This window comes from Flavobacterium enshiense (genome assembly GCF_040750275.1).
In the GTDB taxonomy this organism is placed as follows: Bacteria; Bacteroidota; Bacteroidia; order Flavobacteriales; family Flavobacteriaceae; genus Flavobacterium; species Flavobacterium enshiense_B.
The window spans coordinates 91,291-108,453 of the sequence record NZ_JBDOCV010000003.1 but is presented as its reverse complement, the minus strand read 5'-3'; the positions used below and the strand labels follow the sequence as shown (position 1 = coordinate 108,453).

General features: G+C 38.7%; 15 protein-coding genes. 7 read left to right on the top strand and 8 right to left on the bottom strand.

What is annotated here, in order from left to right; all coding sequences use genetic code 11:
• Window positions 1-37 precede the first annotated feature (37 nt).
• The 5 genes from ABGT15_RS06315 to ABGT15_RS06295 form a co-directional block, all read right to left on the bottom strand.
• Window positions 38-595 (bottom strand): hypothetical protein, encoded by a 558-nt coding sequence (locus tag ABGT15_RS06315; RefSeq protein ID WP_367230584.1) that lies wholly within the window; start codon window positions 593-595, stop codon window positions 38-40.
• A 156-nt stretch (window positions 596-751) separates the two neighbouring features.
• Window positions 752-1,708, bottom strand: a complete 957-nt coding sequence (locus ABGT15_RS06310) for a D-2-hydroxyacid dehydrogenase (RefSeq protein WP_367230583.1) — start codon at window positions 1,706-1,708, stop codon at window positions 752-754.
• Between the two features lie 56 nt (window positions 1,709-1,764).
• Window positions 1,765-2,835: a 3-phosphoserine/phosphohydroxythreonine transaminase gene (serC, locus tag ABGT15_RS06305; protein ID WP_367230582.1), complete on the bottom strand. Its 1,071-nt coding sequence runs from the start codon at window positions 2,833-2,835 to the stop codon at window positions 1,765-1,767.
• A 7-nt stretch (window positions 2,836-2,842) separates the two neighbouring features.
• Complete coding sequence (locus ABGT15_RS06300; protein ID WP_367230581.1) at window positions 2,843-3,244, bottom strand: LNS2 domain-containing protein; 402 nt, start codon at window positions 3,242-3,244, stop codon at window positions 2,843-2,845.
• Between the two features lie 80 nt (window positions 3,245-3,324).
• Window positions 3,325-4,404, bottom strand: a complete 1,080-nt coding sequence (locus ABGT15_RS06295) for an acyl-CoA reductase (protein ID WP_367230580.1) — start codon at window positions 4,402-4,404, stop codon at window positions 3,325-3,327.
• Between the two features lie 118 nt (window positions 4,405-4,522).
• On the opposite strand from ABGT15_RS06295, the gene ABGT15_RS06290 reads away from it, so the two are divergent.
• Both ABGT15_RS06290 and ABGT15_RS06285 read left to right on the top strand, forming a co-directional pair.
• Window positions 4,523-4,873 (top strand): 4Fe-4S dicluster domain-containing protein, encoded by a 351-nt coding sequence (locus ABGT15_RS06290; protein WP_237790610.1) that lies wholly within the window; start codon window positions 4,523-4,525, stop codon window positions 4,871-4,873.
• Between the two features lie 33 nt (window positions 4,874-4,906).
• Complete coding sequence (locus ABGT15_RS06285; protein ID WP_367230579.1) at window positions 4,907-5,341, top strand: hypothetical protein; 435 nt, start codon at window positions 4,907-4,909, stop codon at window positions 5,339-5,341.
• A gap of 24 nt (window positions 5,342-5,365) precedes the next feature.
• Here ABGT15_RS06285 and ABGT15_RS06280 read toward each other — a convergent pair whose 3' ends face one another.
• The gene (locus tag ABGT15_RS06280) at window positions 5,366-5,902 is read right to left on the bottom strand and encodes a hypothetical protein (protein WP_367230578.1); all 537 of its coding nucleotides are present in this window, start codon (window positions 5,900-5,902) and stop codon (window positions 5,366-5,368) included.
• Between the two features lie 212 nt (window positions 5,903-6,114).
• Between ABGT15_RS06280 and ychF the strand changes: the two genes are divergently transcribed.
• From ychF to ABGT15_RS06265, 3 genes are all read left to right on the top strand, one after another.
• The gene (gene ychF, locus ABGT15_RS06275; protein ID WP_367230577.1) at window positions 6,115-7,209 is read left to right on the top strand and encodes a redox-regulated ATPase YchF; all 1,095 of its coding nucleotides are present in this window, start codon (window positions 6,115-6,117) and stop codon (window positions 7,207-7,209) included.
• 132 nt (window positions 7,210-7,341) lie between these two features.
• Window positions 7,342-7,869 (top strand): NADPH-dependent FMN reductase, encoded by a 528-nt coding sequence (locus ABGT15_RS06270; protein WP_367230576.1) that lies wholly within the window; start codon window positions 7,342-7,344, stop codon window positions 7,867-7,869.
• Window positions 7,870-8,159: 290 nt separating this feature from the next.
• Window positions 8,160-8,843 carry a TIGR02117 family protein gene (locus ABGT15_RS06265; protein ID WP_367230575.1) on the top strand — a complete coding sequence of 228 codons (684 nt, stop codon included), beginning with the start codon at window positions 8,160-8,162 and terminating at the stop codon, window positions 8,841-8,843.
• 36 nt (window positions 8,844-8,879) lie between these two features.
• Here the strand turns inward: ABGT15_RS06265 and ABGT15_RS06260 are convergent, their stop codons facing one another.
• Window positions 8,880-11,486, bottom strand: coding sequence for a TonB-dependent receptor (locus tag ABGT15_RS06260; RefSeq protein WP_367230574.1), 2,607 nt, complete (start codon window positions 11,484-11,486; stop codon window positions 8,880-8,882).
• 214 nt (window positions 11,487-11,700) lie between these two features.
• Between ABGT15_RS06260 and ABGT15_RS06255 the strand changes: the two genes are divergently transcribed.
• Window positions 11,701-13,563, top strand: coding sequence for a DNA topoisomerase IV subunit B (locus tag ABGT15_RS06255; protein ID WP_367230573.1), 1,863 nt, complete (start codon window positions 11,701-11,703; stop codon window positions 13,561-13,563).
• Window positions 13,564-13,632: 69 nt separating this feature from the next.
• Complete coding sequence (locus ABGT15_RS06250) at window positions 13,633-16,323, top strand: DNA gyrase/topoisomerase IV subunit A (RefSeq protein ID WP_367230572.1); 2,691 nt, start codon at window positions 13,633-13,635, stop codon at window positions 16,321-16,323.
• Between the two features lie 47 nt (window positions 16,324-16,370).
• Here ABGT15_RS06250 and ABGT15_RS06245 read toward each other — a convergent pair whose 3' ends face one another.
• A complete protein-coding gene (locus tag ABGT15_RS06245; RefSeq protein ID WP_367230571.1) occupies window positions 16,371-17,138 on the bottom strand; it encodes a TerC family protein in 768 nt (255 codons plus the stop codon).
• Window positions 17,139-17,163: the final 25 nt, after the last annotated feature.

Genomic DNA, 17,163 nt, shown 5'->3' with positions numbered 1-17,163 from the left:
ACAGTATGCCTGGCTTTTAATATTGAATATCACAGCTTTATTTTCCAAAAAGCTTACCAAGTAAACCACCTAAAAAACCGCCGCTTTTTCCGGAAAGGGCAGCTGTAGCATCACTCATATCTACTTTTCCGTCCTTATTTTGATCTAAGCCGAACTGTCCGCCGTATTTGGAAACTGCATCCATCAGCCCGCCGGAATTTCCGCCTCCAATGGCATTAACAATGTCGGATACATTAAATCCGGGCTGATTCGGATCCTGAGCTTTACCAATTAAAGAACCTAAAACTTTTGGAATCATATTACCGGCAACACCTGAAGCTGCATCACTGCTTAAACCGAATTTTTGTCCTAAGTTACCAGATAACTGATCGGTTAATTGTTTTACTACAGGATGGGAAGTATCAATGTTGGCATTGTTTAGTAAGCCAGCCACATCACTAATGTTTCCGTTGGCAACCATATCTTTTAATCCGGAAAGGATAGAAGAAGAGGTTTCGTTCATTACTGCGTCATTATGTTCGTTTGGGACATTCTGATTGTTCACAATGGCATCGCCACCAAACTGTTTTACTAATTCTGATATCTGATCTAACATTGGAAAATGTTTTAAGGTTAACTATCAAATTTAAGCAAAAAAATGATTACAAATTTGTTAGAAGATTATATTTCAGAAGTTGTTAAAAGAAAAATCGTGTATTCCCGGCACTGTTTGTTTTGCCAAGAATACACGAAATTAAGTATTGTTACTGAATTAGTTGTTTTTTAGTAAACTGATAATTTGTTCCGCTAATTCCGTTCCGATTCTGTCCTGAGCTTCTAAAGTTGCAGCACCGATATGCGGTGTCATTGAAATTTTAGGGTTCATCAAAACCTGAATCGCAGGCGTTGGTTCTTCTTCGAAAACATCTAAACCAGCAAAGCGTACTTTGTTTTCTTCTAAAGCATCAATTAAGGCTACTTCATCTATAACACCGCCACGGGCACAGTTTACGATACCTACACCATCTTTCATTATATCAAACTGGGTTTTCCCTATAATATAGTCGTCTTGAGCCGGAACATGCAGCGTAATGAAATCGGAATGTTTTAAAATATCTTCCATTGGTTCCGTTTCAATATCTACATTGATGAATTGCCCGTTATAAAAATCGACTTTAATGGTGGCTTCATCTACATATTTGTCGGATGCGATTACTTTCATGCCTAATCCTAAGGCCATTCGCGCCACTTCACGACCAATTCTTCCAAAACCGATAATTCCTATGGTTTTTCCGCGAAGTTCAATCCCGTCAGCATAGGCTTTTTTCAGATTGTTGAACTGTGAATCGCCGTCCAAAGGCATGTTTCGGTTGGAATCGTGTAAAAATCGAACCCCCGAGAATAAATGTGCAAATACCAATTCCGCAACGGATTCCGAAGACGATGCCGGGGTATTGATTACATGAATTCCTTTTTCACGAGCATAAGCCACATCAATATTGTCCATTCCAACCCCACCGCGACCGATGATTTTGATGGATGGGCAATTGTCGATAATATCCTGACGTACTTTCGTGGCACTGCGCACTAAAATTACGTCAATGTTGTTGGTATTGATATAGTTGGCCACTTGTTCCTGAGCCACTTTTGTTGTAATTACTTCAAATCCGGCTTTTTCTAAAGCAGTAATCCCGCTTTGCGATAGGCCGTCGTTTGCTAATACTTTCATTTTTATTTTGTCATTGCGAGGAACGAAGTAATCCCGTTCTTCTTTGTTATTGTACTTTAAATTTTACTTTCCAGTTCCTTCATCACATCAACCAAAACCTGAACACTTTCAATCGGTAAGGCATTGTACATCGAAGCGCGATACCCACCAACCGAGCGGTGTCCGTTAATTCCGGAAACTCCTGCTGCTTTCCACATCGAATCGAACAATTCTTTATGGTTTTCATCTGCCAATAAAAAGGTTGCATTCATGTTGGAACGATCTTCTTTTACGGTAGTTCCTTTGAATAAAGGGTTTCTGTCGATTTCATCATACAACAATTTTGCTTTGGCTTCATTTAGCTTTTCAATAGCGGCGATGCCTCCTAAATTTTTTAGCCATTGCATCGTTAAAAGCGAAGTATATACTGCAAATACCGCAGGTGTGTTGTACATGCTTTCTTTATCGATGTGTTGTTGATAATTCATGATGTTCGGAATGGCTCTTCCGGTTTTTCCTAAAAGCTCTTCTTTCACTACGATTAACGTAACTCCGGCTGGGCCCATATTTTTCTGTGCTCCGGCGTAAATTAAATCAAATTTTGAAAAATCAAGGGTTCTTGAAAAAATATCGGAACTCATATCGCACACCATTGGAACATTTGTGTCCGGGAAATGCTTCATTTGTGTTCCGAAGATGGTATTGTTGCTGGTACAGTGGAAATAATCTGCATCGGCAGGAATACTGTATTCTTTTGGAATATGATTGTAATTTTCAGGTTTAGAAGAAGCTACTACAACGGTTTCTCCAAAAGCTTTGGCTTCTTTAATAGCGCCACTGGCCCATGTTCCTGTATCTAAATATGCAGCTTTCCCGTTTTCTTTCATTAGGTTGTATGGGATTCGTAAAAACTCCATACTCGCGCCACCTTGTAAAAATAACGCTTGATACCCTTTTCCGGTTAATCCTAAAAGTTCTAAAGCCAAAGCGCGGGCTTCTTCCATTACAGCCACAAAGGCTTTGTCGCGGTGGGAAATCTCTAAAAGAGACAATCCCATTCCGTTAAAATCTAAAACGGCCTGTGCGGCTTTCTCAAAAACTTCCTGAGGTAAAATGCACGGACCGGCACTGAAATTATGTTTTTTCATTAGTTGATTAATCTTTAAAAACCTGAATTACGACTTCTTTTTCCACTAAATCGGTAAATTTACCATTATAACGCGTAGCTTTTACCAAATGATTGTCAATCCAGTGGTAATTTCCGCCGCGTGGTTTCCCTAACAGTAGGCTGTGGTATTTGAAGCCATGTCTGTTTAACCATTCTGTGGTAACTTCACGGTGTTCTTCGGTTCTGGAAGTAAAAAAGCAAATCTGATGCCCTTCGTCGTACCATTTATTGATGGTTTCCAAAGCGTCTGGGAAAGGTTCGCAGGTAGCCATTCTTTCGGGTTGTTCGTTGGGAACATCTTCCGTAATTGTACCGTCGATGTCGATGAGGTAGTTTTTAATCCCGTCTTGTAAAACCGGACTAACATTGTCTTTGTGATCTAATTGCATTATGTTGTGTGTTTAATGCAAGCAAATTTCATAAAAAAGACGGTAACTATGAAAAAAAATAACCTCAAAAGGATAATCGCTTACTTTTTTTGCGATATGGTTTGTATTTTGTTTAAAAATGTAAGTGTATCGACATTATCGGCGTAGTCCCACAATTTTGGTTTCTGGGTATGCCCAAACGGAATGCTGTTTTCAATCAGATTATCGGAAACGATACACTGGATCATGTCTTCATCATTTTTCAGGCGGTCTTTCACGGTTTGTAAATCGTCGTAAAACTCATAAAAAACGGAAGAAATTGGTGAAGCATAGCTTGTGTCTTCTTTCAGCGTAAGGAATTCGTTGTCTAATAATTTAAAAAGGCTCATCAGGAAAACGGCCTTGTTGTAATCATAGTTGTTGGCATATTTTTCATAATGGATGATGTCGCCGTATTCGAAAATCGCTTCAAAAAAGTTTTTAAAATCATAATCTTTCGGTACAAAAAGTTTGGAAACGTTGCGACAACCCAATCCGAAGTAACGGAAAATGTCTTCGCCTAAAGCAATTAGATCTTCTTTGGATTCTTTTCCGGTTAGTATGGCAACCGAATTTCTGTTTTTGCGGATAATGCTTGGTTTTTCTTTAAAATAATACTCGAAATAACGGGCAGTATTGTTGCTTCCGGTGGCGATTACAGCGTCGAAATTTTCCAGTTTGCCTTCTGTGAAAGTGATGCGGTTTTCTAATTCCGGCTGAACCGAAATAAGGTACTTTGCTAAAAAGGGTAACAGTTTCTGATCGTTAGACGACATTTTTACTAAAACCTTGTGTCCGGAAATCAAAACCGATATGAAATCATGAAAACCTACCAGTGGAATGTTTCCGGCTAAAATTAACCCTACCGTTTTTGGTTTTACATTGGAAAAGTCATAATTGGAAACCCATTGATTCAGGTTTTCTTCCGTTAAGGCTTCTGCCCAGGATTGAATAGCAAAATAAACCTGCTCGGGAGTAAACCAGCCGTTATGAGATTGTGAAATATCGATTAAAGCCACAAAGTCATCAAAAAACTGCGCATTGTTTTTTACTTCAGGATTCTGAACATTTTCTTTTTCTGAAAATTGTTGTAAAAACTTTCCCAGTGCAACAAAAGCGGTTATAATTTCTTTTTGTGACATTTCTTACTTGTTTATATAGGGTTTACGTTGTAATTTTGTGCAAAATTAAGTAATAAGTTTTTTGTGGAAGAATAATTGCGGTTTTTCTTCAGACTTATGGCTGCTAATACTAAATAAGATGGCAATTATAATAACAGACGAATGTATCAACTGCGGGGCTTGTGAACCGGAGTGTCCTAATACAGCAATATATGAAGGCGCCGACGATTGGCGTTGGAAAGACGGAACCCGATTGAGTGGGAAAATTGTGTTACCCGATGGAACCGAGGTGGATTCTGATGCTGCACAAACTCCAATTTCGGATGATATTTATTACATCGTTCCCGGAAAATGTACAGAGTGTAAAGGTTTTCACGAAGAGCCCCAGTGTGCGGCAGTTTGTCCGGTAGACTGTTGTGTTCCGGATGATAATCATGTGGAAGATGAAGATACGTTGTTAAACAGGCAATCATTTTTGCATAACGAATAAAATTGAACCTCGGCAAAAGCTGAGGTTTTTTGTATGGGAAAATATTTTTTAAGGACACTTTTGGTATTATTAATTCTGAGTCTTGTTTATAAGGCAGTTTTTTTTCTATCGTCAGATAAAGCGGAAGGAGAAATAATTGGTTATGGATCGATTTCTTCAAAGTATCATGGGCGTAAAGGGAAAGTTTCTTTTGAAAAAATTAATTCTCCGGTCATTAGGGTTTTGTTTGATAATCAAGTTTATGAGGTTAGTGAAAAAAAATGGGGCTTTTTTAATGAATATGAAATAGGGGAAAAATTACTTGTTTTTACAAATAAAAGTAGAGTAAGATTCGAAATTAATAGTGTTTTACATTACTGGATCACATTTTACGATTTGGGTTATGGTTTTCTAATATGCATTTTATCAACAGTCTTTTTTGGAATTATCAAGCCACCAAAAGATAAAGTTCCTGTAATTTGGAAATAAAAAAACTGCCCTAAGGCAGTTTTTTTATTCTTTAACAAGCTGAAATTTTTCTAAAGACATCTTGTCGTTTTTCTCATCATAAGTTTCCAGAATCAGATTGCCGTCTTTGTCGAAATACCCTACGGAAACCTTGTCCTTATTGACATAAATATAATTATTATTAGATGTTTTTCTCAATAAAGCTGTTTTTTTGCTTTTAGGGATAGACATGCTGTAGCCTGTTTTATCTACTGCAATTTGATATTTTTCCCCATCCATAAGATAGTAAGCGGAGCGGTCTATATCTACAGTTCTTGTTACGCCATCTACAGTTACCTCTGTGGTGGAAGTAACCTGCACCGGTGTTTCTTTTGTATCCTTGTTAAGAACTTTTGAATCAGCATCCTGCAGCTCAATGTTTTGAACTTCATTAACTTTTTCTTTTTTTACAATTTTTCGCTCCCCGTCCGAATCTTTAATCGTTGTAACAGTTGTTTTAACTTCTTGCTGAACATTTTTGTTCTGAGCCAAAACGTTAACGGATACAAATAGTGCCATCAATGTTAAAAGTGTAGTTTTCATAATGTAACTGTTTTGTAATTAGTATGTTACAAAATTATGGCTATTAATTGAGATATGCCTTACATAATTACTGAGAATCATTATATAGTTATCATTTTGATATTAAAAACCTGTTCGTAATCAGTTTCATACTTACTAAGAATAGATTATATTTGCACACTTTAAAAATGAAAATCTGTTAACCGTTTGGGTTATTGTAAATAAAAAATAGAATGAAAGCAGGAATTGTAGGATTGCCGAATGTTGGAAAATCAACACTTTTTAATTGTTTATCAAATGCTAAGGCGCAAAGTGCTAACTTCCCGTTCTGTACTATTGAGCCAAATATCGGGGTAGTTAATGTGCCGGATCCAAGAATCAACCGTTTGGAAGAATTAGTGAAGCCAGAGCGCGTTCAGATGGCAACTGTTGATATTGTAGATATCGCAGGTTTGGTAAAAGGAGCAAGTAAAGGGGAAGGTTTAGGAAATCAGTTCCTTGGAAACATCCGCGAATGTAATGCTATTATTCACGTTTTGCGTTGTTTTGACAATGACAATATCGTCCACGTAGATGGAAACGTAAACCCAATCCGCGACAAAGAAACCATTGATATCGAGTTGCAGTTAAAAGATTTGGAAACGGTTGAAAAACGTCTGGAAAAAGCAAACAAAGCAGCTAAAGTAGGGAATAAGGAAGCTTTAGCAGAACAAAGTCTTTTAAACCGAATCAAAGAAACGTTGTTGAATGCAAAATCAGCTCGTACGGTAGCATTAAACAGTCAGGATGAAGAAGAGTTGATGGAAAGCTTCCAGTTAATCACTTCAAAACCGGTTTTATATGTATGTAACGTCGATGAAGGTTCAGCGGTAAACGGAAACAAATATGTAGACCAAGTTCGTGAGCTAGTAAAAGACGAAGATGCGGAGGTTATCATCCTTTCCGTTGGAGCAGAGGCAGATATCACGGAATTGGAAAGCTACGAGGAGCGCCAGATTTTCTTAGAGGATATGGGCTTAAAAGAGCCGGGTTCATCGGTTTTAATTCGTGCAGCGTATAAATTATTGAAATTGCAAACGTATTTTACAGCTGGGGTAAAAGAAGTTCGTGCTTGGACAATCAACATCGGAGATACGGCGCCAAAAGCGGCAGGAGTAATCCATACTGATTTTGAAAAAGGATTCATCCGAGCGGAAGTTATCGCTTACGATGATTATTCTAATTTCGGTTCGGAAGCCAAAGTAAAAGAAGCCGGGAAATTAAGAGTAGAAGGGAAAGAATACATTGTGAAAGATGGTGATGTAATGCATTTCCGTTTCAATGTATAATCTGAGACAATAGATAAAAGAATAAAGAGTATACAGAAAGCCGTTGAAGTAATTCAGCGGTTTTTTTTATTATTTTTGACTTCATATAAATAGGGAACTGAAATAGCTTCGTTCCGCGCAATGACAGAAAAAATGAAAATTATAGCTTTCGGAGGCAGTAACAGCCAACATTCCATCAATAAAAAATTAGCCACTTATGTTTCGCATCTCTTTGAAGGCTATGAAGTTGAGGTTTTAGATTTAAACGATTTTGCCATGCCGTTATTCAGTGTGGATTTGGAGAAAGAAGTAGGGCAACAACCTTTGGCGCAGGCTTTTTTAGATAAAATCGCTTCTGCAGATATGTTAGTGATCTCCATGGCCGAAAACAACGGAAATTACACGGCGGCTTTTAAAAGTTTATTTGATTGGGCTTCTAGAATTAATGTAAAAGTTTTTCAGCAAAAGCCAATGTTATTAATGGCTACTTCGCCCGGAGGCAGGGGTGGGGCAACTGTTTTGGATATCGCGAAAAATGCTTTCCCGAGATATGGTGCAAATGTTATCGCAACGTTTTCCTTGCCAAGTTTTAATGATAATTTTGATGTGGAAAATATGAAGATTGCCGATGTGGTTTTGGATAATGAGATTAAGGATATTGTTAAAGGGTTTAGTTTTTAAGTTTTTTAAAAAAAAGTTTTAAAGGCGTTCGTTGAAGAACGCCTTTTTTGTTGTAATTGTTTTTTGTCACAATGTTTTTCTCTTGCTGGCGCGAGCATCTTGCTTGTGTTTTTGTTTATTGTTTTTTTTTGAGTTTGGTTCTTTGATCTTTGTTCTTGTACTTTGTCTTGACACAAAAAGAAAGCACTTTAAAATTTTTATTAGCTTTTCTTTTGTATCAAAACAAAAGAAAAAGAAAAACAGAATTTCTGGCTCAATAATTGCGTAGCAATTTAAAAAAAGCCCACTTCATGAAAACCCTAAAAAAATCTTTAAAAGTCCTTTTCAAAACCCTTTTAGGAATCATTGGATTTATACTACTCTACGTAGTAGCGGTACTCATATTATCACGGATTCCCGTAAACGCGAACACAGAAAAGCCAAAGCAAGGAATAGAAATCTATTTATTGTCAAACGGAGTTCATACCGATATTGTAGTTCCTATAAAATCCGAAACCATAGATTGGTCTGAAAAAGTACAGTTTCAACATACTAAAGCAAAGGACACCACTGCAAATTATTTGGCTTTTGGTTGGGGCGACAAAGGATTTTACTTAAATACACCTACTTGGGCGGATTTGAAATTCTCCACGGCATTTAACGCCGCATCAGGCTTGAGTACCTCGGCGATGCATTGTACATTTTATAAGAGATTAACCGAAGATGAACAGTGTAAGAAAATCATCATTACAGAACAACAGTATGAACAACTGGTCGTATTTATTCAGGATTCTTTTCAAATGAAAGAAGAAGAGGCCATGAAGATAGAAACAGACGCCGTCTATGGTAATCACGATATTTTCTACGAAGCTAAAGGAAGTTATAATCTCTTTTATACCTGTAACACCTGGACCAATAGTGCTTTAAAAGCAGCGGATCAAACTGCGAGTTTGTGGACGGTTTATGATAAAGGAATTTTGTATCATTATCAATAAATAAAAACCCCGGAAATTCCCGGGGTTTTAGTTGTATTATAATTTAAAAGAAAGCCTTGCAAATCCGTAGGTTCCGTTGAAGCCCATTTGAACAGCATCAAAATTACCGCCCGTTTCTGCTTCAGTATCTTGAATATCAGGATACACATTCAACAGGTTATTAGCACCAATCGTAAAGCCGATTTTGGATGTGAATTGGTAGGATAACGATAAATCCGTTACGATTTTAGCACCGTAGCGATCTACAGTATCCACCCAATCAATCAGTTCGATTTCACCAAAACGGGTAAATCTCAAATTAGTATTGAACTTCTTATTGTAGTTATAGTTCAGGTTCAAACCGAATTTACTTTCAGGAGCTGAAGCTAACAGGAAATATTTTTCACGTCTTCCGAAAAGTGTTTCTTTATCTTCCTCAGTGTTTAGGATACTGTTTCCGTGTACTTCACCAATGAACATTTTGTTCAAGTTCCCCACAAATGAAGCGCTGATTGTATTGTTTCCGAAAGTTGTTTCATAAGATGCGACCATGTCCAATCCGATGGTTCTGGTGTCTAGCGCGTTGGCAAAGAACTGAACGTTCGCTACATTCATTCCTAAACCACTTCCGTCAAATTGTCCGGTTAAAACGATACGGTCTTTTACGTTTACAAAATAACCGTCAACAGTAGCCGTGAATTTTCCTTTTTTGTAAGTATATCCCAAACTTGCGTTGAATGATTTTTCCTGCTTTAGTTTTTCTACACCAAAAGCAGCAGTGATTGGACTGTCGTTGTTAGCAAGCAATGTTTCGGATGCCTCACCACTGATGTAATCCGTAAACTTAAGGTTGTAGTATTTCTGCGCTAATGAAGGTGCTCTGAATCCGGTACTTAAGGAGTAACGAATACCTGAAGTTTCACAAACTTTAAAGCGCTGTGCCCATTTCACATTAAAAGTACTTCCAAAATCGGTATAGTTTTCATAACGTGCTGCTGCTGCAACGGTTACAACATCAGATAAATCCAATTCGGTATCAATGTAGGCGGCAAAATTCCCTCTTGATTTGTCCACTTCATTAGCTGGGCTGTAACCTGGGAATCCTTGAGAACCTCCCGGTCTTGGTTCGCCGTTACCGTCGTATACATAATCAGCCGGATCAGTAGCAGTTGTCACAACTTGTCCGTTAACATCGTATAAAGCATACGAAGCTTCTTCACCTGCAAAAATCTGGAAATTCTCAATTCTGTATTCGGCACCAAAAGCGAAGTTTAAGCCGTTTTTGATAGTTTCAAAATTTCTGGTAAAATGAATTCCGGTTGTGTTCTGCATTAATTGGTGACCACCTGCATCGAAAGAAGTAGGAGAGTTGGTTTGTAAAGAAGCATTTAAAGTGTTATGAATGTCATATGTAAATCGGTTCATACCGAAAGTGTTGTTGAAATCCACATCCCATTTTGCCAATTTCGTTCTGAATCCTGCCGATAATGAATTGTCCATGATTTTGGAACCGATAACCGGGTTGAAGCCGTTCGGATAAATTTCAGCGATATTTCTTGGACTGTCTGCGGTTCTGGTATAGGCAAAAGCATCGGTATCACGGTAGCCTGCACCTCCGAAGAAATAAAAATCAGAATTCGTTCCGGTAGCAATTGAACCGTTTAAAAATAAACTCGCGTTTTTTGCTTCCGCATCACCAAATTCCTGTCTGTAAATACTGTATTTATCTGGGTTGGCAGGGCGGTTGGTGTGGTCTTTTTTCATCACATCCAAAGTTGCGTTTATAAAGCCTTTTTCTTTGATTTTGATACCGTAGTTTCCGTTAACTTGCACAGTATTTCCGTCGATGCCGCTTGAATTGATGTCGCTTCCGTATGGCGTAGAAGCATTGTAAGCACCGTACGTTATGTTTCCGGTAAATTCATCCACATTGTCTTTCAAAACAATATTGATAACACCGGCAATAGCATCAGAACCGTATTGAGCTGAAGCACCGTCTCTTAAAACTTCAATTCGTTTGATGGAAGCTGCTGGTATTGCGTTCATGTCGGTACCTGTATTTCCTCGTCCTCTTGAACCAAATAAGTTAACCAAAGATGATTGGTGTCTTCTCTTTCCGTTGATTAAAACCAAGGTTTGGTCCGGTCCTAAACCCCTTAGCGTTGCAGGATCAATGTGGTCGGCCCCATCTGCTCCCGATTGTTTACTGGCGTTGAAGGAAGGAGCTACATACTGCAGCAAAGAGTTTACTTCCACCTGACCGGTTTTGTTTACCACATCGCTTACGTTGATAATATCTACCGCTACCGGAGAATCTACAACCGTACGCTTAGTGTTTCTGGAACCTACAGTTTGAATCGTGATTTCCTGTAATTCTTGGCCTTCCTCTTCTAGAACAGCTGTTACAGTTGATGAGGCTGCTACTTCGGTTTTTTTGAAGCCTAGTGAGCTGATTACCAGAATAGCATTGTTGTCTTTTACAGTGATGGTAAAAGAACCGTCTACACCTGAAGAGGTGCCGTTTTGCGTTCCTTTCTCAACAATTGAAGCGCTGGGAATTGGTTGTCCGTTTTTGTCTTTCACGCTTCCTGAAATGCTCTTTTGTGAATAACTCACAACCGAGAGCCCCAAAAAGAGTAGTAAAAATAAGATGTGTTTTTTCATGGGTTAGTATGTTATAGTTTGAGCTAAAGTATAAAAAAATGTTAAAATAGGTAATGTATTATAGGTAAATGTGTGAATTTTATTTCTAATATATGTTAAATTTAAGATTTCAATAAGTTTATTTTGATTGAAGAATTTATTAATAACTTTCTGATGGGCGACTTTTAAAATTTTGATAAATCACCTATATTAGCAGAAATTCCAAAAACTTTATATGCTAGAGCAAAATCAGTACACCGAAGACAATATCCGTTCCCTCGACTGGAAAGAGCATATCCGTATGCGTCCCGGGATGTATATCGGAAAGTTAGGCGACGGTTCTTCTCCCGATGACGGTATCTATATCCTTTTAAAAGAGGTGCTTGATAACTGTATCGACGAGTTTGTAATGGGCGCCGGCAAAACTATCGAAGTCACGGTTAAGGATAAAACCGTTACCGTTCGGGACTACGGTCGCGGTATTCCGTTAGGGAAAGTGGTTGATGTGGTGTCGAAGATGAACACCGGAGGAAAGTACGATTCCAAAGCATTTAAGAAATCCGTTGGTTTGAACGGAGTAGGAACCAAGGCGGTAAATGCGCTTTCGACATATTTTCGTGTTGAATCTGTTCGTGATAACCAACAAAAAGCAGCTGAGTTTTCTGCTGGAAATTTAACACTGGAAGAAGACGTTCAGGAAACCACCAAGCGTAAAGGGACAAAAGTAACTTTCGTTGCAGACGATACCATTTTCAAGCATTACAAATACCGTAACGAGTACATTATAAAAATGCTGAAAAATTATTGTTATCTGAATACTGGATTAACGATAATTTACAATGGTGAGAAATTTTATTCGGATAACGGTTTAAAAGATTTATTGGAAGAAACCATTACGGAAGAAGATTCTGTATATCCGATTATCCATTTGAAAGGCGATGATATCGAAATCGCTTTAACACACAGTAAAACTCAGTATTCCGAAGAATATTACTCGTTTGTTAACGGACAAAATACGACGCAGGGAGGAACGCATTTAGGTGCTTTCCGTGAAGCTTTGGTAAAAACAATTAAGGAATTTTACAACAAGCCTTTTGAAGCGTCCGATATCCGAAAATCAATTGTTTCCGCAATTTCTGTTAAGGTTGAGGAGCCAGTTTTCGAATCTCAGACCAAAACCAAATTAGGTTCTACCGAAATGGGGCCAGGCTTAGCTTCGGTTCGTACTTTCGTAAATGATTTCATCAAAACCAAACTTGATAACTTCCTGCATAAAAACCCTGAAATAGCCGATGCCTTACTGAAGAAAATCCTTCAGGCGGAACGCGAAAGAAAAGAACTTTCAGGAATTAGAAAGTTAGCAAGAGACCGCGCTAAAAAAGCAAGTCTTCACAATAAAAAATTACGCGATTGTCGTGTGCATTTAACCGATGCCAAAAATCCGCGAAGTTTGGAAAGTACGCTTTTCATTACCGAGGGAGATTCCGCATCGGGTTCGATTACCAAATCGCGTGATGTGAATACCCAAGCGGTTTTCAGTTTGCGTGGTAAGCCCTTGAATTCCTACGGGATGAGTAAAAAAATCGTGTATGAAAACGAAGAATTCAACTTGCTTCAAGCCGCTTTGGATATTGAAGAAGACATGGAAAACCTGCGTTACAACAACATCGTAATCGCAACCGATGCCGATGTCGATGGGATGCACATCCGTTTGCTGCTCATTACGTTTTTCCTTCAGTTTTTCCCGGAATTAATAAAGGAAGGCCATTTGTATATTTTACAGACGCCATTGTTCCGCGTTCGAAATAAAAAGAAAACGATTTATTGTTACAGCGAGCAGGAACGAATCGATGCCATCGAAGAATTGAAACCAAAACCGGAAATCACACGATTCAAGGGATTGGGAGAGATTTCACCGGATGAGTTCAAACATTTCATCGGAGAAGACATTCGTTTGGATCCTGTGATGTTGGACAAAGCAACATCAATTGAGACCTTGTTAGAATTCTACATGGGTAAAAATACGCCGGACCGTCAGGATTTCATTATCAAGAATTTGAAAGTGGAGTTGGATACGGTAGAGGAACTTTCGAGTTAAGAATAAGAGTTAGGAAACAAAAGTCAAGACGAACTGAAAACTGTTAACTGAAAGCTGTTAACTGGAAATATGAGCGAAGAAAACGAAAATACAGAAGATTTGACCCCGGAAGATAATTTCTCAGAAGAAGCCCATTCTGAAGAGAACCAGTCTTTCGAAGGGGAACATTTTTACAATAACGAAGAGAACAATCCAGAAGACACCATTACCAAAGTAACCGGTATGTACAAGGATTGGTTTTTGGACTATGCTTCTTATGTAATCCTAGAGCGTGCCGTACCTGCCATTGAAGATGGTTTTAAACCGGTACAACGCCGTATCATGCACTCCATGAAAGAGTTGGATGATGGTCGTTACAATAAAGTAGCAAACGTGGTTGGTCACACCATGCAGTATCACCCGCACGGAGATGCCAGTATCGGGGATGCGATGGTACAAATCGGTCAAAAAGACTTGCTGATTGACTGCCAAGGGAACTGGGGGAATATCTTAACCGGTGACGGGGCAGCAGCTTCGCGTTATATTGAGGCTCGAATTTCGAAATTCGGTTTAGAGGTTTTGTATTCGCCTAAAATTACCGAATGGGGCGTTTCGTATGACGGTCGTCGTGCCGAGCCGATAAACCTTCCGGTAAAATTTCCACTGTTGTTGGCTCAGGGTGGAGAAGGGATTGCCGTTGGTTTGTCCACGAAACTTTTACCACACAATTTCAACGAATTAATCGATGCGTCGATCAAAATATTAAAAGGGAAACCATTCACCTTATTTCCTGATTTTCCAACAGCCGGAATTGCCGATGTTTCCAATTACAACGATGGAATGCGCGGCGGACGTGTTCGCGTACGTGCCAAGATTTCCCAGTTGGACAAACAGACGTTGGTGATTACCCAGATTCCATTTTCGACCAATACATCAACCTTGATTGATAGTATTCTGAAGGCGAACGATAAGGGTAAAATCAAAATCAAGAAAATTGAAGACAACACTGCCGCTGAGGTTGAAATCTTAATTCATCTTCCACCGGGTGTTTCTCCGGATAAAACGATTGATGCACTTTATGCATTTACCGCCTGTGAAACCTCGATTGCACCGCTTGGTTGTGTAATCCAGAATCATAAACCGTTGTTTATTGGGGTTTCCGATATGTTGAAAATCTCAACGAACAGAACGGTTGAGTTGTTGCGTCAGGAATTGGAAATCCAGTTGCAGGAATTGGAAACGAAATGGCATTTTTCGACTTTGGAGAAAATCTTCATCCGTGAAGAAATGTACATCGACTTTAAATTGTATTCGGACAAAGAATCGTTATTCGAATACATGTACAAGCGTTTTGAACCGTTCCGAAAACAGCTAATGCGAGACATTATCGATGAAGATTTGCAGAAATTGACGCAAATCCCGATGATTCGTATCACGCGTTTTGATTCTGATAAAGCGGATGAATTGATTGCGAAATTAGAAGACGAAATGGCTCAGGTGAAACATCATTTGGCTAATCTGATTGACTTTGCCATTGACTATTTCGCCAAACTGAAAGAGAAGTACGGAAAAGGTCGTGAACGTCAAACGGAAATTCGAAATTTCGATACCATTGAAGCTACGAAAGTTGTTTTAAGAAATACGAAATTATATGTGAACCGTGAAGAAGGTTTCATCGGGACTGGCTTGAAAAAAGACGAATATGTAGCGGATTGTTCCGACATTGACGATGTAATAGTGTTCCTTCGCGACGGTAAAATGATGATTTCCAAAGTAGACGAAAAGAAATTCGTTGGGAAAGATATTATTCACGTGGCGGTTTTCGATAAGAATGACAAACGTACCATTTATAACATGATTTACCGTGATGGAAAATCGGGTTCGTCATTTATAAAACGTTTTAATGTTTCGGGAGTAACGCGAGACAAAGCGTATGATTTGACTCAGGAAAAACCAGGTTCGATGGTATTGTATTTTTCACACAATCCAAATGGCGAAGCGGAAGTCGTTACGATATTGTTGCGTCAGGTAGGCAGCGTGAAAAAACTGAAATGGGATTTGGATTTTGCGGATATTGCCATCAAAGGAAGAGCTTCCAAAGGAAATACGGTTTCGAAATATCCAATCAAGAAGATCGAACTCAAAGAAAAAGGTATTTCCACCTTAAGACCACGTAAAATTTGGTTTGATGATACCGTTCAGCGTTTGAATGTTGATGGAAGAGGGGAGTTGTTGGGCGAATTCCGTCCGAATGATCGTTTACTGATCATCAACCAATCCGGAAAATTGAAGACTATCATTCCGGAGTTGACCACGCATTTCGATGAAGACATGATCATTCTTGAAAAATGGCATCCAAAGAAACCGATATCTGCTATTTATTATGATGGGGAAAAAGAACGTTATTTCATCAAACGTTTTTTAATCGAAAATGAAAACAAGGAAGAAATCTTTATATCGGAACACGAAAAATCACAGTTGGAAATCGTTTCCACAGATTGGCGTCCGGTAGCCGAAATCATTTTTGCTAAAAATAAAGGTGTTCAGAAGGAAAATCAAACCATTGACATGGAGCAGTTTATCGCGGTAAAAGGAATCAAAGCTTTAGGGAACCAATTAACCAGTGATAAATTAAAACAGGTTAATCTCCTTGAACCGCTTCCGTATGAAGAACCCGAAGAGGTTGTGCCGGAAGAACTGGAAGTAAAGGAAGACCATGAAATGACGGATTATAACATCAACTTAGAAGATGACGGTCAGATTACCTTAACGTTAGAATAAAAAAAGCGCTCATATTTGAGCGCTTTTTTTATATGATAAATTGGTTATTATTTCTTTCGCATTTTCATGTTCAAAAACTCCACTCCCAGCGAGAAAGCAATGGCAAAATACAGATAGCCTTTCGGAACCGCACCTACATGTTGTCCTGCCAACGAAGCTCCTGATAAGTGCATGCTTTCCGTCATCAGCATAAAACCGATAAGGATAAGGAAGGCAAGACCTAAAATTTGGATGGAAGGATTAGCATTTACGAAATTTCCAACCGGAACTGCAAACAACATCATAATACCAACGGAAATAACCACTGCTGTTATCATAATGTATAAAGCGCCTTCAAGTCCGTTTGTCATACCAACGGCAGTCAGGATACTGTCTACTGAGAAGATTAAGTCGATTAACAAAATCTGAAAAATAACGTTTCCAAATGATTTGGCTGCGGAAGTTTTAAGCTCCTTTTCTTCCTCACCTTTATGATCCACTTTTTCATGGATTTCTTTGGTGCTCTTATAGATCAGGAAGATACCTCCGGCTAATAAAATCAAGGCCTGCCCCGTAAAATGAGCACTAAACCAGCCCCAGTCGATACTGAATAAAGGTTCTTTCATGGCAATCAGGAGTGTGATACCAAATAACAGCCCGATACGCATGAACATGGCTAAAAAAAGACCAATTTGTGTGGCTTTTTTACGGCTTTCTTCCGGAAGTTTACCGGTTACAATTGAAATAAAAATGATGTTGTCGATACCTAAAACGATTTCAAGAAACGTTAAGGTTAGTAGCGCTACCCAGGCATCCGGATTTAAAAATATTTCCATTTTGTAAGGTTAAGGATTTGCTGTT